This window comes from Nocardia sp. NPDC056064, from assembly GCF_042266925.1.
Lineage (GTDB): Bacteria > Actinomycetota > Actinomycetes > Mycobacteriales > Mycobacteriaceae > Nocardia.
Genome location: NZ_JBHJWO010000002.1, coordinates 570,453 through 590,975, shown reverse-complemented (window position 1 = coordinate 590,975; position 20,523 = coordinate 570,453). Strand labels below are relative to the sequence as shown.

Genomic DNA, 20,523 nt, shown 5'->3' with positions numbered 1-20,523 from the left:
GCCCGGTCCCATTCCGAACCCGGAAGCTAAGGCCACCTGCGCCGATGGTACTGCACTCGACAGGGTGTGGGAGAGTAGGACACCGCCGGAACATCATTGCGAAAGGCCCTCCAACTTCGGTTGGAGGGCCTTTTTGCGTTCGCCATCAGCCGCCGAGAGTCCGAACCGTCGATATTTCAGAAACCTCCGCGCGGCCGTCCCGCGTCGGTCACCATGATGCGACGTAGCTTCGGGAGGTCACCGTGGATTGGCTGTTCACTCACCAGTGTGTTCGTCGCGGCGCTGCCGCTCTCGTCCTGCCCGCCGCCCTGATCGGGGCCGTCGTCACCGCGGCGCCCGCGCTCGCCGAGCCGGCGCACGATCCGCTCGCGGGGATCGCCGAGGAGGTCTCCCAGGGACTCACCTACGGCGTGCTCGGTGCCGCGAATTCGGTTGCGGGAGTGGCCGGTATCGAGCTCCCGGACACCTACGGGCCCGAGACCGCCATCGTCGTTCTCGGCTATGGGCTCCAGCCCGACGGGACCATGCGGGCCGAGCTCAGCAACCGGCTGCACGCGGCGCTGATCCAGGCTTTCATGTCGCCGGCCTCCCCGGTGATCGTCACCGGCGGCAATCCGCGCAACGGGGTCACCGAGGCGCAGGTGATGGCCGACTGGTTGCACCTGCGTGGGGTGGCGCGCGACCGGATTTACGCCGAGACCGAGGCGGGCTCGACCGTACAGAACGCCGAATTCTCGGCCCGCCTGATGGAGGCACTCGGCCTGCACCGGGCGGTGCTGATCACCTCCGCCGATCACATGCGCCGCGCGCTGGAGAACTTCCTCGACGCGGGTGTCCCGGTGGTCGCCACGATGACACCGGATGTCGCGCCGCTGTGGGCGCGGCCTTTCGGTTCCGGTAGCTGAGCCGAGGGCGCGCCGATGTCGGTGCGGGCGTCTACGATGCCTCTGGCGCCACCGTGGACGTGGTGACGCCGGCGAGAGACAGGGGAACGGGATGGACAGGCCGTCGTGGGCGCCGGAAGGCGTCGACATGCAGCAGCCGAGCCCCGCTCGGATGTACGACGCGCTGCTGGGTGGTTCGCACAACTTCGCCGTCGACCGGATGGCCGCGGAGATGGGCACCCAGCTCGTTCCCGACCTGCCGCGCCTGGCGCTGAGCAATCGCGCCTTCCTGCGCCGGGCGGTGCGGTTCATGCTCGACGCCGGGATCCGGCAGTTCCTCGACATCGGCTCCGGGATTCCCACCGCGGGCAATGTGCACGAGATCGTGCACGAACTCGATCCGCGGGCGCGGGTGCTCTACGTCGACATCGACCCGGTGGCGGTGGTGCACTCACGCACCATCCTGCACGGCCGCGAGAACGCCGGTGCGCTCGAAGCCGATCTGCGCAAGTCCGACGAGCTGATCGCCGCGGTGCGCGCCACCGGGCTGATCGACTTCGCCCAGCCGCTCGGGGTGCTCCTGATCGCGGTGCTGCACCTGGTGCAGGACAGCGACGACCCGGCCGGCAAGGTGGCCGCGCTGCGGGAGGTCGTCGCACCGGGCAGTTTCATAGCCATTTCACATCTCACCTCTGAGCTGCGTCCCGAGGACGCCGGTAAGCTGGGGGAGCACTCGGCGAACGAAACCAAGGTCGGGATCCAGTTCCGGCCCGCGGCGGCGATCGTCGAGATGTTTCATGGTTGGGACCTGGTGTCGCCCGGCGTGGTGGAGCTGCCGCTGTGGCGGCCGGAGTCGGAGCGGGACCAGCACGAGAAGCCGGGCCGTTCACTGGGCCTCGGTGGGGTAGCGCGCAAGGGATGACACCGCCGCTCGGCGGACGATGACAGGGTGGAAGCAGTGGGGTCGTGGGAGTTGGCGCAGCGGTGGGCTGACGCCCTCGACGGCGTCGTCGCCCCCACCCTGAACCGCTCCCAGATCGAGGACATGCTCGCCACGCTGGGCACCGGCCTGATCGAGGCGGCCCGCGGCGGCGAGGACCCCGATATCGCGCGGCGTTCGGCGCGCATGCTGGTGGCGGCCAACTACCGCGATTCCGCGGCCGTGAGCCGCACGGTCCGGATTCTGTGCCACGACCTGGTCGATGCCGCCGCCGACGGCCCCGACGACCCGTCGCTGCCGCTGATCCGGGAACGCGCGATAGAGCTGGCCGCCGATTTCGCCGCCGGTTTCACCGCGGCCCTGCGCTCGGCCGCCCTGGCCGAGCAGGAGGCGACACTGGCCGCGGTGCTCGCGGCCGCGCGCGAGGCCGAACACCGCCGCGCCCTGTCGGAGGCACGGTTCGAGGCGGTCTTCGACGGCGCGCTCGTCGGCATCGGCACCGTCGACATGACCGGGCACGTGGTGAACTGCAATGCCACGCTGGCCACGATGCTCGGGCAGACACCGGAGACGATGCCCGGCCGCACGGTCGCCGACATCCTCGGCCCACAGAACCTCAACCAGGCATTCCAGGAATTGCAGCGGATGGTCGCGGGGGAGTCCGAGAGCTTCCGTACCGAAACCGAGCATCGGCATCCGGACGGGCGGATCACCTATATCGATCTGTCGATGTCGGCGGTGCGCGACGCGGACAACGGCATCGAGTTCCTGATCGGCGTCGCGGTCGATGTCACCCAGCGCAAGCTGCTCGCCGACCGGCTCTGGCGCGACGCCAACCACGACGCGCTCACCGGCCTGCCCAACCGCCCGCACCTGTTCAACCGGCTCGCCGACGCCGCGTCGCCGATCGGGGTCTGCTATCTGGACCTGGACGGCTTCAAGGAGATCAACGATCTGTGGGGGCACCGTATCGGGGACCGGGTGCTGCGGGTGGTCGCCGACCGGATGCGCGAGACCGTGGCCGCCCAGGGCGCGCTCGCGGCCCGCATCGGGGGCGACGAATTCCTGGTGCTGGCCGAGAACTGCGTGGACGAAGCGCAGGTGCGCGCACTGGCCGACGAGCTGCTCGCCGAGCTCACCCGGCCGCTGGAAGTCGATGGGCACGTCCTCGCCGTCGGGGTGAGCATCGGTACCGCCTACTTCGACGAATTGCCCCATGCCGTCGACGATCTCGTGCACACCGCCGATTCGGCGATGTACCGCAACAAGAACGACACCCGCCGCGATCCGGCCCGCTGAGCGAGCCGGACCCGGCGCCGGTCAGATCGGCTGACGTTCGCGCTGCGCGGCCCGCGCCAGCGAGCGATCCCGCTGCTCCTCGAAGCGCAGCACATCGGTGCCGAGCCGCTCCAGGAAGGCGGCGAGGTCTTCGCGGCACTGTTCCCCGCGTGGCCCGAAGTCGGTGCGCTCGAAGACATTCCACTTGCGCAGTACCGGCCACAGCACCTCCTCGAGATGCTGGCGCAGATCGTAGATGCCGTGCTTGGCCATGAGCACCCCGTTGCGGCGCCAGCCCGGCATGCCCGCGCCGGGCATCTGGAAGCCCTGCACGATGGTGTTGATCGCCTCGATGGTCTGGTCGGGCGCGAGGTCCAGCGCGGCGGCGCACAGGTTGCGGTAGAAGATCATGTGCAGGTTCTCGTCGGTGGCCACCCGCGCGAGCATGCGGTCGGCGACCGGGTCGTCGCAGACGCGGCCGGTGTTGCGGTGGCTGACCCGGGTGGCCAGTTCCTGGAAGGTCACGTAGGCCACCGAGAACAGGAAACCGGCGCCGGAGGTGGCCTGGATGTCGAAGCCGGGGCGCTTGGCGTCGACCACGGCCATGGCCGAATAGCCGTTGGTCATGTGGATCATCCTGGCTTGTTCCAGGGCCACCGGGTCGACCCCGCGGGTGACGACCAGATAGTCCCGGATGACGATCCCGTGCCGGTTCTCCTCGGCCGTCCAGCGCCCCACCCAGGTTCCCCAGGCGCCGTCCTGGGAGAAGTTCTCGGCGATCTCGCGGTGGTAGGAGGGCAGGTTGTCCTCGGTGAGCAGGTTGGTGATCATGGCCGCTTTGGCGACGTCGGTGAGCCGGGATTGTCCCGGCTCCCAATCGTTTCCGCCCATGGCGGCGAAATTGCGGCCCTCGTCCCACGGGACGTAGTCGTGCGGGTGCCAGTCCTTGGCCATGGACAGATGACGGTCGACATTGTCGGCCGCCACCCCTTCCAGCTCGATGAGAAGTTCCAGTTGGGTGAGGTTCCTGGCCACGCTCGTTACCTTCCGTGCAAGTGAAAAGCATGAGTTGCGCTAGCGTAGACCCAGTACAGAGCGCTTCCGAACGACACGGTGCGGCAGCGCATGTTTCTGAATTTGGGCGCGTCGCGCCGAGTACATATACGCTCCACCAGTTCAGCTCCATCAGCGGTACCCGATCAGTCGTGGCATTAGCTAGAGAGAGTGAGCGAAAAACTATGACGGACATCGTGGTCACGAGCCTGGCGGCGACCACGTCGATCGCGGGCGACGTCGACTCGACCTGGAAGGGTCTGCTCAACGGCGAAAGCGGGATCGACGTCCTCGAGGATTCCTTCATCGACGATTTCGAGTTGCCGGTCCGGATCGGCGGCCACCTCAAGGTTTCTCCCGCCGCCTCGCTGACCCGTGAAGAGGCGCGCAGGCTGTCCTATGTCGAGCAGATGGCCGTGGTCCTCGGTCGTGAGGTGTGGCGCAACGCGGGCAGTCCCGAGGTGGACCGCGACCGGCTCGGCGTCTCGGTGGGCACCGGACTCGGCGGCGCCGAATCACTGATCTACGCCCGGGACAAGCTCGGCAACGGTGGCTACCGCAAGGTCTCCCCGCACACCGTGCAGGCGATCATGCCCAACGGTCCCGCCGCCTGCGTCGGACTCGAATTGGGTGCGCGGGCAGGGGTTTCCACGCCGGTGTCGGCCTGCTCGTCGGGCTCGGAGGCGATCGCCAACGCCTGGCGGATGATCGTGATGGGCGACGCCGACATGGTGGTCACCGGCGGCGTCGAGGGGTCCATCCAGGCGGTGCCGATCGCGGCGTTCACCCAGATGCGCGCCATGAGCACCCGCAACGACGACCCCAAGGCGGCCTCGCGGCCCTTCGACCGCGACCGCGACGGCTTCGTCTTCGGCGAGGCGGGCGCGATGATGGTGATCGAGACCGAGGAACACGCCAAGGCACGCGGCGCCACCATCCACGCGCGGCTGCTCGGCGCGGGGGTCACCTCCGACGGATTCCACCTCGTCGCACCCGATCCCGAGGGGACCGGCGCGGCCAGGGCGATGACGCGGGCGCTGCAGACCGGTGGGATCGGCCGCGAGGACGTCACCCACATCAACGCCCACGCCACCGCCACCCCCATCGGGGACACCGCCGAGGCCAATGCCATCGGTAAGGCGATCGGCGCGCACGCCTCGGTGTACGCGCCGAAATCGGCACTGGGACATTCGATCGGCGCGGTCGGCGCGCTCGAAGCGGTACTCACCGTACTCACCGTGCGCGACAGCGTCATTCCGCCCACGCTGAACCTGGAGAACCAGGACCCCGAGATCGATCTCGACGTGGTGTGCGGGCAGGCCAGGCCCGGCCGGGTCGACTACGCGGTGAACAACTCCTTCGGATTCGGCGGGCACAACGTGGCGATCGCCTTCGGACGGTACTGACACCAACTGCCACAAAAGGATTGGGAATGATCGGCGAGACATTCGACGACTATGTGGACGCGCAGGGCAATATCCGGATTCCGGGTGACCAGACCTTGATCGACTTCGTCGACAAGCACAGCGAGGCCAACGGTGACGATCTGGCCTACCGCTTCATCGACTATTCGCGCGAACGCGAGGGGGAATACCAGGAACTGACCTGGCGGGAATTCGGCGTCCGGCTGCGGGCGGTCGCGGCCCGGCTGCAGCAGGTGACCGCGCCCGGTGACCGGGTGGCGGTGCTGGCGCCGCAGGGGCTGGACTATGTGGTGGCGCTGTTCGCGGCCGTGTACGCGGGCAATGTGGCGGTGCCGCTGTTCGACCCGGAGGAACAGGGCCACAGCGACCGGCTGCACGCGGTGCTCGGTGACTGTGATCCGGCCGCGGTGCTCACCGTGGGCAGCGCGGCGGCGGGGGTGCGTAAGTTCTTCCGCGAACTGCCCGCCGCGCAACGGCCCAGGATCATCGCGGTGGAGGCGATTCCGGACACCGTCGGGCAGGGGTGGCGCAGGCCCGAGATCAATATCGACAGCGTGGCCTATCTGCAGTACACCTCGGGCTCCACCCGGGTGCCCGCCGGGGTGGAGATCACGCACCGGTCGGTGGGTACCAATCTGCTGCAGATGATCGACGCCATCGGCATCACCGAGAACGCCCGCGGGGTCACCTGGCTGCCGCTGTTCCACGACATGGGCCTGCTCACGGTGATCCTGCCGACGATCGGCGGCAAGTTCATCACCATCATGTCGCCGAGCGCGTTCGTGCGGCGGCCCTCGCGCTGGATCAAGGAACTGGCCGCGCAGTCCGACGGTGCCGAGATCTACTCGGCGGCACCGAATTTCGCGTTCGAGCACGCGGCGGTGCGTGGGCTGCCCAAGGACGGCGAGACGCTGGATCTGTCCAATGTGATCGGGCTGATCAACGGCAGCGAGCCGGTGTCGGTGGCCTCGATGCGCAAGTTCAACGAGGCGTTCGCGCCCTACGGGCTGTCCAAGACCGCGATCAAACCCTGCTACGGGATGGCCGAGGCGACCCTGTTCGTCTCGGCGACCAGGCGCGACGACGAGGCGCGGGTGGTCTACGTGGACCGCGCGCAGCTCGGCGCGGGCCGGATGATCGAGGTCGACGAGCACGCGCCGCAGGCCGTGGCGCAGGTGTCGTGCGGGTATGTGGCGCGGTCGCAGTGGGCGGTGATCGTGGACCCGGAGACCGGCAACGAGCGCCGCGACGGCGAGGTCGGCGAGATCTGGCTACACGGCGACAATATGGGCATCGGGTACTGGGGCCGGGCCGACGAGACCGCCGAGACCTTCCACAACCGGGTGACCAGGCGCAACCCGGTCGGCAGCCGGGCCGAGGGCGCCCCCGACGACGCGCGGTGGATGCGCACCGGCGATTTCGGCGCCTACCACGACGGCGAGCTGTTCATCACCGGCCGGGTGAAGGACCTGGTGATCGTCGACGGGCGCAATCACTACCCGCAGGATCTCGAGTACTCCGCACAGGAGGCCAGCACGGCGCTGCGGCCGGGATTCGTCGCGGCGTTCTCGGTGCAGACGCGGGAACTGCCCGCGCCGGTGCAGGCCGCGGGCGGCAGTACCGACGAGATGGCCGAGGCGCTGGTGGTTGTGGCCGAACGCGGCACGGGCGCGGCGAAACTCGAGCCGGGGCCGATCGTGGACGCGGTGCGCGCGGCCATCGCGCGCAGGCACGGGGTGATGGTGCGGGATCTGCTGCTGGTGCCCGCGGGGTCGATTCCGCGCACGTCGAGCGGCAAGATCGCGCGGCGGGCCTGCAAGGCCGCCTATGTGGACGGCACGCTGCGCGGGGGATACCGGCAGGACGCCTATCCGGACGCGCCGGAGGACTGACGAGGACTGAAGACGGTTCGGTCACCGGGTTTCGGTGGCCGGACCTCAGTCCACGCAGGGGATGGTGTCGCCGGGGACGGTGGTGACCGGGGCGCCCGCGTCGGGGAGTGGTGTGGCGGATTCGGTGTCGGTGGAGGGGGCGCCCGCGGGGAGTGGCGTCGCGGACGTTTCGGTATCGGCGGATTCGGACGTGACATCGGCCGATTCGTCGGTGGAGTGGGCGGGGTCGGGGGATTCGAGGCCGAAGGCCGTGCGTACCTCGTGGCGGATCGCGGCGGGATCGATGATGTTCACGTCCTGGCCGTCGATCACGTCGTAGCGCAGCACCGGCAGTGTGCGGAACTCGACGGGAAGTGTTCCGGCGGCGCCGAGTTCGCGGGCGAAGTCGAACGGATTCCAGCCGTCGGAGAGCACGATGTCCTGGTGCGCCGTCGTCATCAGCGACGACAGCTTGCTCAGGTCGGTGAGCGTGCCGGACTCGCGGAGTTTCGCCGCCACCGCGGTGAGGAAGGCCTGCTGGCGGTGGGTGCGGTCGAGGTCGCCGTGGAACAGGCCGTGGCGCTGGCGCACGAAGGCCAGCGCCTGGGCGCCGTCGAGATGCTGGGGGCCCGCGGGGAACACCGCGCCGGAGTACTCGCTGTCGTCGACAGGGTTGTTGAGGCACACGTCCACGCCGCCGATCGCGGTGGCCAGATCGTAGAAACCGGCCAGTGAGATCTCGGCGAACCGGTCGATCGGCACCCCGACCAGGTCACGTACCGCCGCGACCACGGAGGCGCGGCCCGCCTCCCGGCCGCGCCGTTCCAGCACCACCGGGTCGGTCTCGCCCTGCTCGAGCAGCCGCGCGTGCACCGCGGCCTTCTTCAGCCCGTACGCCTCTTTGATCTTGATCTGCTGATAGCCGGGGATGCCGGTGACGCGCACGTAGTTGTCGCGCGGGATGGAGAAGGCGACGACGCGGTCGCGGTCGGCCGGAATGTGCAGCAGGATCAGCGAATTGGCGTTGTAGCCGCCCTGGGAGCCGTCGCCGGCGTGCAGGGCCGCGAGGACTTCCGGGGGCAGGTCGTTGCCGTCGAGGTCCTTGCGGGTGTCCAGGCCGATCAGCAGGATGTTCACCGCGCCGCCGCGGGAGCGGGGCGCGTCCTGGCCGAGGGCGGTGGAATGGGTGAAGCCGGACTCGACTTCGTTCTTGGCCGACCAGGCCATGCCGGTACCGGTGAGCACCGCCAGCGCGAGCAGCGCCGCGCACAGCCGCACCAGGATCAGGCACACGCGGCGCAGCGGTGCGAGCCCGCGCGCCCGGGATACGCCGGTGACCGGTTCGCCGACCCGGCGTGGTCCGCACCGGGACGGGTCCCGGCGTGGTGACGGACCGTGGTCGCGGGTCACCGCAGCGCACTACCCGCTTGCCACTGCTCCCACGGCACACTCCAGTCGCCGTTCTGCCACACCTCGAGCGGTGCGCCGCCGGTGTTGCGGATCTCCACCACGTCACCGGGCCGGGAGAATTCGTAGAACCACTGCGCGTTCTCGCCGCTGAGATTCAGGCAGCCGTGCGAGACATTGGTGTTGCCCTGCGCCCAGACGGTGTCGTCGAGCTGGTGCAGGTAGATGCCGTCGGTGCTGATCCGGGTGGCCCAGCCGATGCTCTCCTTGTAGCCGAGCCGGGAGTTGACCGGCAGGCCGTAAGTGGAGGAGTCCATGATCACCGGGTTGGCCTTGTCCATGACGGTGTAGACGCCGGGCTGGGTCCAGAAGGAGATGGTCTTGCCCGCGATCTCCTCGCTGCCGCCGCGGCCCATCGAGGTTGGCATGGTCTTGATCAGGGTGCCGTTCTCGTAGACGCGTACCTGCTTGTCGTTGTCGTCGACGAGGGAGACGTGCGAGGGGCCGATGGTGAAGCTGGTCTCGGTGTCCTCCTGGCCGTAGAGGCCGCCGCCGAGATCCTTGCCGTAGATGTCGGCCGTCAGGGTGACCTTCGTGCCCGGGGTGTAGTAGTTCTGTGGGCGCCAGTGGGCGTTGCGGTCGTCGAGCCAGTACCAGGAGCCGGGGACCGGGGGTTCGGTGCGGACCGCGAGCATCTGCTCGGCGACGGCGCGGTCGGGGACGTCCTCGTCGAAGTGCGCGACGACCACGGTGCCCACGCCGTACTCCCCGGTCGGGGCCAGCGCGGCGCCGCCGGTGGTGCGGAAGTACACCTTCGTCTGGTTGTTCGGGGCCAGCGTGGCGAAGGAGGAGGTGATCGGCCCGACCCGGCCGGTGACGGTGAGCGCCTCGGCCCGGATCGTGTAGGTGTGGCCGTAGCCCAGCGGTTCGGCGGGTTTCCAGGCGCTCTTGTCGGGGGTGAAGATGCCCTCGATCGTGCGGCCCGCCTCGTTGGTCATGGTGACCTCGGTGAGGGTGCCCGCGTTGGTGCTCACCCGGACCGGCCCGAGCGGGTCCACGGCGGTGGCGTCGGCGGCGGGCACGATGGTGATGACGGGCTCGGGCTCGGTGGTGGTCGCCGGGGCGTCGGAGCTCGTGGAGTCGCAGGCGGTGACGGCTACGGCGAGCGCGGCGACGAGTCCCACCCCGAATTGCCGTCGGTCCACCGTGTCACCTCCTGCTCGCTGCGCGGCCCCGACCAGCGTAGCTCGCCGCGCGGCGCGGATCAGTCTTCGCTGCTGGTGCGTTCGCCGAGAAATCGCAGCAGGGCGGGGTCGCCGGAGGTGAAGCGGTCGGCCTCCTGACCGCCGGTGCATTCGAACAGGCCGATGGTCACGGTGTCGCCGCGGCGGCTCAGGACCCGCCAGATCGCGCCGGAATCGGCCCAGCGCCGCAGCGTCTCGACCCGGTCCTCGTCCATGCCTTGCATGGTGCCACGGTCAGCGCTCGCGGTAGTTGGCGGCGACCAAGGCGAGGCAGCTCGCGGCGATCAGGGCGGTGATCACGTACATGACCGGGTAGCCGAAGCCGAAGCTGCCGTGCAGCGCCGACAGCACCGCGGGCACACCGAAGCCCAGGTAGCTCACCGAGTAGAAGACGGCATTGAGCCCGGCCAGATCGCCGGGGCCCGCGATGCGCTCGATCTGCTGCAGGCCCGCCACCAGGCCGATGCCGTAGCCGCTGCCGAGGACCACCGCGGTCAGCAGGGTCACCCACACGCTCAGGGTCGCGGCCGTCCACGCGGCCAGCCCCATACCCACGGTGAGCAGGATCAGCGCGACCACCGCGGCCCTGGCGGTGCCCGGCCGGTCGATGCGGCGGGCGACGGACTGGATGGTGAAACCGCAGCCCAGCGTGACCATGGTGACCAGGGCGGAGAAGGCGATCGGCGCCTGCTGCACGCGCGGCAACATCAGCGTCGGGAGCACCGCGTAGGCGGTGGCGTTGGCGGTGAACAGCCACAGGGCCACCGGTACCGCGACGCGCAGGAACCGGCGGTGCCCGGCGGCGGGGATCTTCAGGTCCTCGCGCAAGCTGCCCGGGTGCGCGGGCCGGGTCACCGTTTCCGGGGTGCGGGCCAGCCAGAGCGAGGTCGCCACGCACAGCGCGGCATTCACCAGGTAGGCGGTGGAATCGGGCAGCGGACCCCACTGGGCCAGGGTGCCCGCCACGCCCGCGCCGAGCGCGAAACCCGCGGTCAGGCTCATGGCCGAGCGGCGGGCGCCGGTGCCTGCGGGCGCGGGGTCGTGAGGCGGCTGGGACAGTTCCTTGAGCCAGCTGCCGCCGACGGCCATCGCCAGTCCCAGCGCGACACCGCACAGCATCCGCCCGGCCGCCAGCATCGGCACCGAGGCGGCACCGGCGGCCAGCAGCAGCGAGCCCGCCGCGGCGATGAGGGGGGCCGGGAGCATGAGCGGGCGGCGGCCGAAACGGTCCGAGAGCGGTCCGCCGATGAGCAGGGCGGGCACGATACCGAGGACGTAGTAGAACAGCAGCAGGTCGACCGCGGTCAGCGGCAGGCCGTGCGCCTTGTACATCACCAGCAGTGGCGTGAACTCGTTGCCGCCCCACGCGATCGCCACCATGGCGGCGGAAACGCCCAGCCAGGACCGGGTGCGCGCGGTGCGGGCAGCGGGCAGCCGCTCACTGGTGAGAATCGCCATCACAGGCCCTTTCCGTCGTGCGCGCACCGGGGAACGCGCACGGGGCGAAATGGTGGCAACCGGTCTCATTTTAGGCGTGGACGTTCGCTGTACTACCGTCGGCCTGTGCGTGAGCTGCGGATGGGATGTGCCATGTGGACCCATCCGCAGTGGCAGGAGCGGCTGCCCGCGCCGGGGGAGCGGTTGCGGGCGTATTCGGGGTACTGCGCGGCGGTGGAGGGCAACACCACCTTCTACGCGACACCGTCGCCGTCCACCGTCGAGTCCTGGGCGGGCCAGACCGCGCCGGACTTCCGGTTCGTGCTCAAGCCGCCGCGTGCGGTCACCCACGAGCGCAGGCTCGTCGACGCCGGCGCCGAGCTGGCCGCCTTCCTCGACGTGATGGCGCCGCTCGGTTCGCGGGTGCACGCCCTGTGGATCCAGCTGCCCGCCTCCTTCGGGCCGACCGATCTGGGCGCGCTGGCCCGGTTCCAGCGCGAACTGCCCGCCGGGCTGCGCTGCGCGGTCGAGGTGCGCCACCCCGCGTTCTTCACCGACGAGCGCGCCGCGGTGCAGCTCGAGCGGGTGCTCGGCCGGATCGGGGCGGAGTGGGTGCCCTTCGACACGACGGTGCTGTTCGACGGACCGGCGGGCGACCCGTCGGAGTTCGAGGCGCGGGCCAAGAAGCCGCGGGTGCCGCGCCGGATGCGCGCGCTCACGGAGTACCCGATCGTGCGCTACCACGGCCGCGCCGATGTCGACCGGACCGTGGCGGGCTGGCGGCCGTGGGTGGAGACGGTGGTGACGTGGCTGCGCGAGGGCCGCTCGCCGACGGTGTTCGTGCACACCCCCGACAACGCCTCCGCCCGCGATCTGGCCCGCCGTTTCCACGACGAGGTCCGCGCCGAGCTGCCCGAACTCCCCGCCCAGCCCACCCCCGCGCCCACCGAACCGATGACCCTGTTCTGAGCCGGACACCGTGAGGTGACCTGCCCCGATTCCACGGACACCTGTCGTACCCCCGTGGCATGCTGTGCGCCACTACTGGGGAGTGGGTGGGCCGACTCGAGGGGACGTGCCATGTCTACGGATCCACTGTCGTTGTCGTCCGCGCCGCACTGCGAACCGGGGCTGCTGCAGCCGACCGGCCACCGCCCGGCCGCGAACACCGGTGCCACACAGCCGATTTCCCGCCATTACCGCGCCCGCCGCGCGGGCGCGCCGCTGGGCATCCGTCTCGCGGTGCGGCGGGGATGTCACCGCAACGGGCATCCCGAATCCGCCGCGAGCGAGACCGGCCGACGCCCGCGCGCCGGATTCGCCGACGGCGCCGAACGTTTCGCCGACCAAGCGGTACGGCTGCTGCTCGAGGTCGTCGATCGTCGCCGTACGCCGGCCCAGCTGAACGCCGTGGTCGACCCGAAGGTCCTGTCCTCGATCGAGACGATCGTGCGCAACGACCTCGCGCCGGGCCGCGCACTCGGCTCGGCCACCGCGATCAACGTGCGGCTGACTCCGACGGAGACCGATGCCACCGAGCTGTTCGCGACCTATCAGCGGGGCAAGCGCACCCTCGCGCTGGCGGGCCGGATCGAAACCACTTCGCGCGGTTGGCAGTTGGTCGCGGTGCGCCTGTACTGACGAGAGATCGGCCCCGTACCACCGCGGTACGGGGCCGATTGTTTCCGGAGTACGGACGGTCCCCGCTGCCCGAAGGCGGGGACCGGGTGCCGCGCCGGACCTGGGGGAGGGTGGGGTTGTGCACCCCAGCGCGGCGGGAGAGCTGGTGCGCGGGTTCCGTGGCCGGTCTCGGGCGGCGCACCACCTGTTATTCGGTGTGTGGGTGGTCCCGGCTTGGTTGTGCGCCATCGTTTTCCGGGTCGCCGTCGGGCAGGCGGCGGGTGCCGGTGGCGACCTCGGCGATGAGATCGCCGTAGCCGCAGGCGAGTTCGTGCAGGCGCTGCTGGGCGGCGCGCAGTTCGGATTCGGCGCCGCACGTCAGGGCGCGGTAGGTGAGGGCGGCGAAGTGCGCCATGCGGTCGATCACGGCGCCGATGCTCTCGGTGTGCATGGGCGCGGTGAGCGCGGGCCGGGGCGAGCGGATCACCACCCAGCGGTCGATCTCGCACACCAGACGCGCACGCTCACCGTCGATCTCGCGGGTGTCGCCGGGAGCGAGCTGTTCGCGGCGTTCGTGCAGAGCGGCCAGCTCGTGCGCCGCGCACAGCACCGGATCACCGTCCCCGGTGACGCCGCAGACCGCCCGCATCATCTGTGCCCGGGCGGGCAGCGACCGATCCCGCCCACCCGATGCGCCGCCGCCGTCGGTCTCCACCTGCTCGCACCGTCCTCGTCCGCTGGGCACGCTGTCGAGGAGGCATTCGTCCCGGTGCGGAATCCGGATAGGTCGCCCGCCGCACAGCGAGAACCGGCCGCGCACAGGTGCTGTGCGCGGCCGGTCGAGGTCATCGGGTGCGGCGAACCTACAGGCTGCGCGCGATGATCTCCTTCATGATCTCGTTGGTGCCCGCGTAGATGAGCTGGACGCGGTTGTCGACCCACATGCGCGCGATCGGGTACTCGTTCATGTAGCCGTAGCCACCGAAGAGCTGCAGGCAGGTGTCGGCGATCTGCATGGCGCGGTCGGTGGTCCACCACTTGGCCATGGCGACGGTGGGGATGTCGAGTTCGCCGCGGATGTGCTTCTCGACGCAGTCGTCGATGAACACCCGCGCGATGCGCGCCTCGGTGGCGACCTCGGCCAGCTTGAACTTGGTGTTCTGGAACCCGAAGACCGGGCGGCCGAAGGCTTCGCGCTCCTTGGTGTAGCGCAGGGTGTGGTCCAGGGCCACCTCCATGCCCGCGACCGCGCCCATCGACACGATCAGGCGCTCCTGCGGCAGCTGCTGCATGAGCTGGATGAAGCCCTGACCCTCCTGGGTGCCGAGCAGGTTGGTCACCGGGACGCGCACGTCCTCGAAGAACAGCTCGGAGGTGTCCTGGCCCTTCTGGCCGATCTTGTCCAGCACGCGCCCGCGACGGAACCCGGCGCGGTCGGCCTCGACCAGCACCAGCGAGACACCGGCGGCGCCCTGGGTGGGGTCGGTCTTGGCGACCACGATGATCAGGTCGGCCTGGGCGCCGTTGGTGATGAAGGTCTTGGACCCGTTGATGACGTACTCGTCGCCGTCGCGGATGGCCTTGGCCTTGACGGCCTGCAGGTCCGAGCCGGTGCCGGGCTCGGTCATCGCGATGGCGCCGACGACCTCACCGCTGGCCATCTTGGGCAGCCACTGCTTCTTCTGCTCCTCGGTGCCGTAGGCGAGCAGGTAGTGCGCGACGATGCCGTTGTGCAGGCTGACGCCCCACGAGGTGTCGACCGCGCGGGCCTGCTCCTCCATGAGCACGGCCTCGTGGGCGAAGGTGCCGCCACCGCCGCCGTACTCCTCCGGGATCGACAGACACAGCAGGCCCACTTCGCCAGCCTTGTTCCACAGGTCGCGGTCCACGTGGTGCTGCTCGCGGTACTTGTCGATGTTCGGCACGAGTTCCTTGGCCATGAAAGCGCGGGCGAGGTCGCGCAGGGCGTCCAGGTCCTCGTTCATCCAGCTGGAACGATTGGCGGCCATCGAGTCTCCTTACGGCTCGGCACAGCACCGGTCCAGATGTGACCGGTGGTTACGGCTACCAGTGTGCACCAGTATTGGCGCCGTGACAATAATATCGCGAAAATGGCCTCTCACCAGCGGATCATCGGTAGCGGAGACAGTGGATGGATGAGCGCGCGGCGCATCGTGAGCTCCGCGAGCTTGAGGTGGAAACCGCTGTCCGGGAGCTGCCGGACGACGCCCACGTAGGTGGCGAAGGACAGGCCGAAGCGCCGCGCGCCGCAGGAGACATCGATCAGATCCGCGCGGCGGAACAGCTCCACCGGATCGGCGGCGCGACCGGCCGGGCGGATCCGGTGGTGGTCGCGGATCATCCGGCAGACCAGTTCGGACAGGTCCTCGCGGCCGTGGGCGATCAGCCAGTCGCCCGCCAGCGCGCAGGAGGGCTCGAGATAGTCGAAGGTGCCCGCGGCCCAGATACCCAGATCGTGGAAGGTGGCCGCGGTGACGAACTCCTCGCGTCCGCTCGGCGGCGGTCCCGGCGCGCCGGTGCGGGCGAACAGCAGGTCGGCGAAGCGCAGAACCCGCAGGACGTGGTGCTGGTAGGCCTTGCGGTCGGCGCCCAGACGCGCGATCCACGGCTCGAGCCGGTCGGCGACGGCGCGGTCCGGCTCGGTGTACTCGGTCAATTCTCCACCCTCGGAATCGATCTCGCGGGCGGGCCCCGAACCCCTTCGGCGGCCCCCCGTTTCGGCCTACCCTATGGCGCGGGCGGCCGCGTCGCCCGGTGAACCGACACGCCCGGCCCGCACGGGACACGAACGATGTTCGGCAACAGTCGGGCACCGAACGGCCGGAAACTCCGGTCCCGGCGGCGGGCGGCGATTATCTTCGCAGCCCACGAAATCCGCAGGATCTGTTGCGCGTGTCGCGCGCGGCGCGCCGTGTCTGGGGAGCGGTGTCCGAGCATCGGTTTCGCGCTCGAGGGTGGATGGACTAAGAATGGCGTGTGCCGTTCACACGTGTGGTCACCCGCCTGCCTTCGCGACGCCGGGGCGGTGGTGTGGCATGACCATCGAGACTCCGCTCGAGGACGACGTCACCCAGCTCGCCCAGCGCGTCGAACGCGCGCGCGGGCGCCTGGCCTATCAATTCGATCCGGCGCTCACCGACGCGCTGTCGGAAGACGAGCTGCGCGCCGAACGGGAACTCGCCGAACGCATCCGTGAACAGGATCGCGAACAGCGCTGGAAACACACCCAGGCGATGGCCCAGGCCTCCGACCGCGCCCGACAGACCACCGAAGCAATCGAGAAGGCCGACATGCGAGATCTGCTGCTCGCCAGAAAGGCGATGGCCTCCCAGCGGCGCGAATCGAGCCCGCACGCGAAGCTGGCTTCGCTGTACCGGCATCGGTCGTGGTCGCTCAAAGCGCTGGCGGGCGTCGTCGGCGCGGGCATGCTGTGGTCGGCGGTGAACGTCCAGCAGAACATCGCGCCCGGTGGGCCCAGCGATCCGCTGTTCTGGTTCAGCTATCTGCTCGAGGCGATGATCAGCGTCTGCCTGATCATCATCATGGTCGGTACCAACAAGGTCGCCGAGTGGGGCGTCATCGACAACCGGCGCCAGGTCGCGCTCGCCGAACTGGCGCTGCTGGGCCTGACCGTCACCCTCAACACCTATCCCTATGTGCGCGACGGGCGCTGGTACGACGCCGCGGTGCACGCGGTGGCGCCGGTGATGATCGGTGTCGCGCTGCTCATCCACGACGCGGCCAGCGCCCGCTACGGCCTGGCCATCACCCGCGCGACCAGCCAGATCCGGGACATGCCCGATCCGGCCGAGAGTCTGCTCAACCGGCAGCCCACCGACTCGGTGCGCCTGACCTATCAGCCGCCGATGACCGGGCTGTCGAGCCCGGAGCCGCCCGCCGCCACCGCACCCACGGTGCCTGTCACCCGTGAGCCCGCCTGGACGCCGAGCGAGCCGGTCGGCAACGGCCGCCCCACCGAGAAGCGCAAGCGTTTCGGCATCGGCAAGCCGTCGGCCTCGGACAAGGCCACCAAGAAGTCCACGGTGCCCGCCGCCGCGCCCGAGCCCGCGCCCAAGCCGGCCGAGCCCACCGAGGCGACCAAGCCCGCCGACGCGGTCCCCGCCGCCCGCAAGAGCACCATCTCCGACATCGAGGCCCGCGTCGAGAAGGCCTTCGCGGAGGCCAACTTCGGCTACGAGGCCATCGAGCCGGTCAATGTCTACGACACCGGCCAGTTCCGCATCGCCGAGAGCCTCGAGCAGGAACTCAACGCCATGCGCGAGGCCCGTCGCCAGGCCCGCAAGGAACGCGCGGGCTCCTAGATCCCGATCGACCATGGTCCGGCGGCGCACCCGAGGGTGTGCCGCCGGATTTTTTCGTCAGCCGAACAGGCCGCCGCCGTGGCCCGCCTGCTGGCCGCCGCCGGTGCCGCCGATCAGGCCGCCCGGGGGCAGCTCGGAGGGCTGGACGATGACGAAGCCGCGGCCGGTGAACGACAGGGTGCTGGCCTCGCCGGTGCTGCGGCCCATCAGGCGGCCCAGGCCGAAGGAGTCGTTGCGCTTGATGCCGGTCTGCAGGCTCGACGACCAGGCGACGGCGGCATTGGGGTCGGCGTAGGTGGCCTGGTCGACGTTGAGGACCACCGGGGAACCGTGGGTGGTGATGGCGATGCGGCCGCGGCCGGTGAACACGCAGTTGAACAGGCCCGCGTTGGAGGCATAGCTCGCGGCGCCCTGGACGCGGCCGATGTCGTACCGCAGGGTCGGGTCGAAGGCGAGGACATTGGCGCCGTTGATGGTGAGGCCGTCGCTGCCGTCGAGGTCGATGAGGTGCACGTCGGCGGCGCTGTTGGCCAGGAACAGGTCACCGCGCCCGCTGACCTTCATCAACGGCACACCCTCCCCGGTCAGGTGCTGGCGGATGGCCCGCCCGATCCCGCCGGAACCCAGGGCCTGGAACTGCAATTCACCCTGGTAGGCCACCATCGACCCGGCCCTGGCCATCACCTCCCCGTTGAGTCCGACCTTGACCATCTTGCCGCCCTGCTTCTGGATACCGAGGCCGTTGACCTCGGCGTGCGAGGGATCGAACAGGTCGCTGTGCACGGGCTGGGCTCCTTGCTGAGAGGCGTACGAAGGCTGGTGCTGCCCGGGAGGGGGCGGTGGGGGCGCGGAGGGTGGATAGGCGACGGTGGGGGCGGTGCGGGACGGGGGAGCCGGTTCGGGTTCGTCGTCGAGGTTGACGCCGAAGGCCGACGCGATACCGGCGAGCCCGTCGTCGTAGCCCTGGCCGATGGCCCGCACCTTCCAGCCGCCACCGCGCCGGTAGATCTCCACGCACACCACGCCGCTCTCGGTGGTGAGCCCGGAGATCGGGAAAGTCAGTGTGTCCGAACCGGATCCGATGGTGGCGGTGAGCTGGCCGACGGCGGCGAAGGTGGCGGGGCCACGGCCGTCGAGGCTGGCGGTGACCACCACCCGGTCGATACCGGCGGGCAGGGCCGAGGTCTGCACCTGCACCACGTCGGGGCCGCCGTTGCCGTGCCGGTAGACCACGCCCGGCCCGGTGGGCTGGTTGAAGAACACGAAGTCGGCGTCGGAGCGCACCACCCCGGCCTCGGTGAGCAGCAGGGCCGACACGTCCACCGAGGCCGAGCTGGCCACGGTCACGGTCAGCTGGTCACCGGGCGCGGGCCGGTTCTCCCCACGAGCCAGCGCGGTCACGACACCACACCTCGCGAACGGGAGGTTTGTCCGATTCGGAAGTCTTCCACGACCTCGATAGTGCCGTGTGTGCCGCGACCGCGCCAGCGTCAGCCGCGATCCAGCGCGATCTCCAGATGCACGGTCTGGAACCCGCTGTGTGGGCCGCGCGCGTCGTGCACGATCCGGCCGAAGGTCTGCCAGAACTCCAGCGCGCCGGGGGTGCGCGCGTCGGTGTGCAGGTAGAGCCGGTCGAACGCGGGGGTGTCACGCACGTGGGCGACGGCGGCCTCGACCAGCCGGGTGGCGAGCCCGTGCCGCTGGTGTTCGGGCCGCACGTAGACCCGGAACAGCTGGGCGGTGGTCTCGTCGGGATAGCGCGCGGCGAGTTCGGCCGGGTGCGGCGGATGCGCGGGCCCCTTGGCGCGGATCGCGGTGGTGGCCACGACGGTGCCGTCGAGTTCGGCCACCCACAGCCGGTTGCGCGGATGCCGCAGGTACGCGGTGTCCGGATCGATCACGTCCTGGTGGTATTCGGGCAGGTAGCCGATGCCGAAGACCTGATAGAACGTGTCGAGCATGACGCTGCGCGCACCCGCGAGATCCTCGGCCCGCGCGAGCCGGACCCGGTATCCGGCGGCGACGGCCGTCATCGCAGCGCGCCGAGTTCGCGATCGAGCACTTCCAGCCCCTCGACGGCGACCGGCCCCGGGCCGGTGTACCCGAAGGGCGCCACGATGATCCGATCCGAGCGCAGCGCGCTCAGCCCGGCCAGTTCGGTGCGCTGCCGCAGCGCCGCGCGCACCGATTCGGGGGTCTGATCGCCCTGGGTGAGCAGGATGATCACCTCCGGATCGCGGGCCAGCAGGGTTTCGGTGCCGATCTCGAAATTGCGCTTGGTGACATCGCCGTAGACGTTGTCCAGACCGAGGATGCGCATCTGCTCGTCGACGGTGCTCTGGGTGCCGTAGGCCTTGAGCTGGGCACCGTCGCGGGAGATGATCAGCGCCGCCGCCTTGGTGCGGGCCTTGTCGTCGCGGTGCCGCTCGGTGACGGCGTCCACCCGGGCGCGCAGCGCGCTGACCTCGGCGTCGGCGGCGGCCGAGGTGCCGAAGAGCTTTCCGTAGAGGGTGATGTCGGCGAGGATGTCGTCGAGGGAGCCCTTGGCGTCGCGGCAGTACCCGCGGGTGACGATGAGCGGGATGTTCACCGCGGCAAGGTCTTCGGGCGTCACCGACAGACCTTCGACGCTGACCACCAGATCCGGGGTCCGGTTGATGATCTCCTCCCGCGCGAGTTCGGCGGTGGGCGCGGTGATCTCGATACCTTCCAGGGCCTTGCCGTACTGGCCGGGGAACGCGGCCGCCTCGAACGTGCGGGTGACGATGTGGTCGGCGGCACCGGCGGCGGCGATGAGCGGCGCGGCCACCGAGCCGACCGTGACGACCCGCTGCGGTGGGGCGCTGAAGGTGACATCGCGTCCGCAGCTCGAGATCGTCATCGGGAAGCCCGGTGCCGTGGCGGTGGCGGCGGGCGCGGGTGTACCGCAGCCGGCGACCAGCACGCTGGTGAGCAGCGCGAAGGCGGGAATCGCCGTGCGGCGCAACGGGAGGGTGTTCATGGTGTTCCTTTCGGGGAGTGC

At 70.0% G+C, this 20,523-nt stretch carries 19 protein-coding genes and 1 rRNA gene; 9 read left to right on the top strand and 11 right to left on the bottom strand.

What is annotated here, in order from left to right:
• The 4 genes from rrf to ACFC06_RS26620 all read left to right on the top strand — a co-directional run.
• Positions 1–91 (top strand): 5S ribosomal RNA (gene rrf, locus ACFC06_RS26635); the annotation flags it as partial.
• 151 nt (positions 92–242) lie between these two features.
• A complete protein-coding gene (locus ACFC06_RS26630; RefSeq protein WP_375937283.1) occupies positions 243–905 on the top strand; it encodes a YdcF family protein in 663 nt (220 codons plus the stop codon).
• A 91-nt stretch (positions 906–996) separates the two neighbouring features.
• Entirely contained in the window at positions 997–1,806 is an 810-nt protein-coding gene (locus tag ACFC06_RS26625; RefSeq protein ID WP_375937280.1) for an SAM-dependent methyltransferase, read from the top strand.
• 27 nt (positions 1,807–1,833) lie between these two features.
• The gene (locus tag ACFC06_RS26620) at positions 1,834–3,123 is read left to right on the top strand and encodes a diguanylate cyclase domain-containing protein (RefSeq protein ID WP_375937277.1); all 1,290 of its coding nucleotides are present in this window, start codon (positions 1,834–1,836) and stop codon (positions 3,121–3,123) included.
• Between the two features lie 21 nt (positions 3,124–3,144).
• On the opposite strand, the gene ACFC06_RS26615 is transcribed toward ACFC06_RS26620, so the two are convergent.
• Complete coding sequence (locus ACFC06_RS26615) at positions 3,145–4,137, bottom strand: acyl-ACP desaturase (protein ID WP_375937274.1); 993 nt, start codon at positions 4,135–4,137, stop codon at positions 3,145–3,147.
• 170 nt (positions 4,138–4,307) lie between these two features.
• On the opposite strand from ACFC06_RS26615, the gene ACFC06_RS26610 reads away from it, so the two are divergent.
• Entirely contained in the window at positions 4,308–5,561 is a 1,254-nt protein-coding gene (locus tag ACFC06_RS26610) for a KasA/KasB family beta-ketoacyl-ACP synthase (RefSeq protein WP_375937271.1), read from the top strand.
• A 26-nt stretch (positions 5,562–5,587) separates the two neighbouring features.
• On the top strand, positions 5,588–7,471 hold the full coding sequence (fadD32, locus tag ACFC06_RS26605; RefSeq protein WP_375937268.1) for a long-chain-fatty-acid--AMP ligase FadD32: 1,884 nt from the start codon (positions 5,588–5,590) through the stop codon (positions 7,469–7,471).
• 45 nt (positions 7,472–7,516) lie between these two features.
• On the opposite strand, the gene ACFC06_RS26600 is transcribed toward fadD32, so the two are convergent.
• From ACFC06_RS26600 to ACFC06_RS26585, 4 genes are read right to left on the bottom strand one after another with little or no spacing between them, the layout of a single operon-like run.
• Entirely contained in the window at positions 7,517–8,860 is a 1,344-nt protein-coding gene (locus tag ACFC06_RS26600) for an LCP family protein (protein WP_375937265.1), read from the bottom strand.
• The gene (locus ACFC06_RS26595; protein ID WP_375937262.1) at positions 8,857–10,062 is read right to left on the bottom strand and encodes an Ig-like domain-containing protein; all 1,206 of its coding nucleotides are present in this window, start codon (positions 10,060–10,062) and stop codon (positions 8,857–8,859) included. Before ACFC06_RS26595 ends, ACFC06_RS26600 begins: the two co-directional genes overlap by 4 nt.
• 59 nt (positions 10,063–10,121) lie before the next feature.
• Entirely contained in the window at positions 10,122–10,316 is a 195-nt protein-coding gene (locus ACFC06_RS26590) for a hypothetical protein (RefSeq protein WP_375937260.1), read from the bottom strand.
• Between the two features lie 19 nt (positions 10,317–10,335).
• The gene (locus tag ACFC06_RS26585; protein ID WP_375937257.1) at positions 10,336–11,559 is read right to left on the bottom strand and encodes an MFS transporter; all 1,224 of its coding nucleotides are present in this window, start codon (positions 11,557–11,559) and stop codon (positions 10,336–10,338) included.
• Positions 11,560–11,664: 105 nt separating this feature from the next.
• Between ACFC06_RS26585 and ACFC06_RS26580 the strand changes: the two genes are divergently transcribed.
• Both ACFC06_RS26580 and ACFC06_RS26575 read left to right on the top strand, forming a co-directional pair.
• Complete coding sequence (locus ACFC06_RS26580; RefSeq protein ID WP_375937254.1) at positions 11,665–12,507, top strand: DUF72 domain-containing protein; 843 nt, start codon at positions 11,665–11,667, stop codon at positions 12,505–12,507.
• Between the two features lie 111 nt (positions 12,508–12,618).
• A complete protein-coding gene (locus ACFC06_RS26575; RefSeq protein ID WP_375937251.1) occupies positions 12,619–13,179 on the top strand; it encodes an Rv3235 family protein in 561 nt (186 codons plus the stop codon).
• A gap of 187 nt (positions 13,180–13,366) precedes the next feature.
• On the opposite strand, the gene ACFC06_RS26570 is transcribed toward ACFC06_RS26575, so the two are convergent.
• The 3 genes from ACFC06_RS26570 to ACFC06_RS26560 all read right to left on the bottom strand — a co-directional run bounded on the left by ACFC06_RS26570 (position 13,367) and on the right by ACFC06_RS26560 (position 15,835).
• Positions 13,367–13,873 (bottom strand): DUF4254 domain-containing protein, encoded by a 507-nt coding sequence (locus ACFC06_RS26570; protein WP_375937248.1) that lies wholly within the window; start codon positions 13,871–13,873, stop codon positions 13,367–13,369.
• Positions 13,874–14,021: 148 nt separating this feature from the next.
• A complete protein-coding gene (locus ACFC06_RS26565) occupies positions 14,022–15,167 on the bottom strand; it encodes an acyl-CoA dehydrogenase family protein (RefSeq protein WP_375937245.1) in 1,146 nt (381 codons plus the stop codon).
• Between the two features lie 110 nt (positions 15,168–15,277).
• Positions 15,278–15,835, bottom strand: coding sequence for a hypothetical protein (locus ACFC06_RS26560; protein WP_375937242.1), 558 nt, complete (start codon positions 15,833–15,835; stop codon positions 15,278–15,280).
• 379 nt (positions 15,836–16,214) lie between these two features.
• Between ACFC06_RS26560 and ACFC06_RS26555 the strand changes: the two genes are divergently transcribed.
• A complete protein-coding gene (locus ACFC06_RS26555) occupies positions 16,215–17,501 on the top strand; it encodes a hypothetical protein (protein ID WP_375937239.1) in 1,287 nt (428 codons plus the stop codon).
• Between the two features lie 57 nt (positions 17,502–17,558).
• Here ACFC06_RS26555 and ACFC06_RS26550 read toward each other — a convergent pair whose 3' ends face one another.
• The 3 genes from ACFC06_RS26550 to ACFC06_RS26540 all read right to left on the bottom strand — a co-directional run bounded on the left by ACFC06_RS26550 (position 17,559) and on the right by ACFC06_RS26540 (position 20,502).
• A complete protein-coding gene (locus ACFC06_RS26550; protein ID WP_375937236.1) occupies positions 17,559–18,902 on the bottom strand; it encodes an AIM24 family protein in 1,344 nt (447 codons plus the stop codon).
• An 89-nt stretch (positions 18,903–18,991) separates the two neighbouring features.
• The gene (locus tag ACFC06_RS26545; protein WP_375937233.1) at positions 18,992–19,534 is read right to left on the bottom strand and encodes a GNAT family N-acetyltransferase; all 543 of its coding nucleotides are present in this window, start codon (positions 19,532–19,534) and stop codon (positions 18,992–18,994) included.
• The gene (locus ACFC06_RS26540) at positions 19,531–20,502 is read right to left on the bottom strand and encodes an ABC transporter substrate-binding protein (RefSeq protein WP_375937230.1); all 972 of its coding nucleotides are present in this window, start codon (positions 20,500–20,502) and stop codon (positions 19,531–19,533) included. Before ACFC06_RS26540 ends, ACFC06_RS26545 begins: the two co-directional genes overlap by 4 nt.
• Between the last annotated feature and the right edge of the window lie 21 nt (positions 20,503–20,523).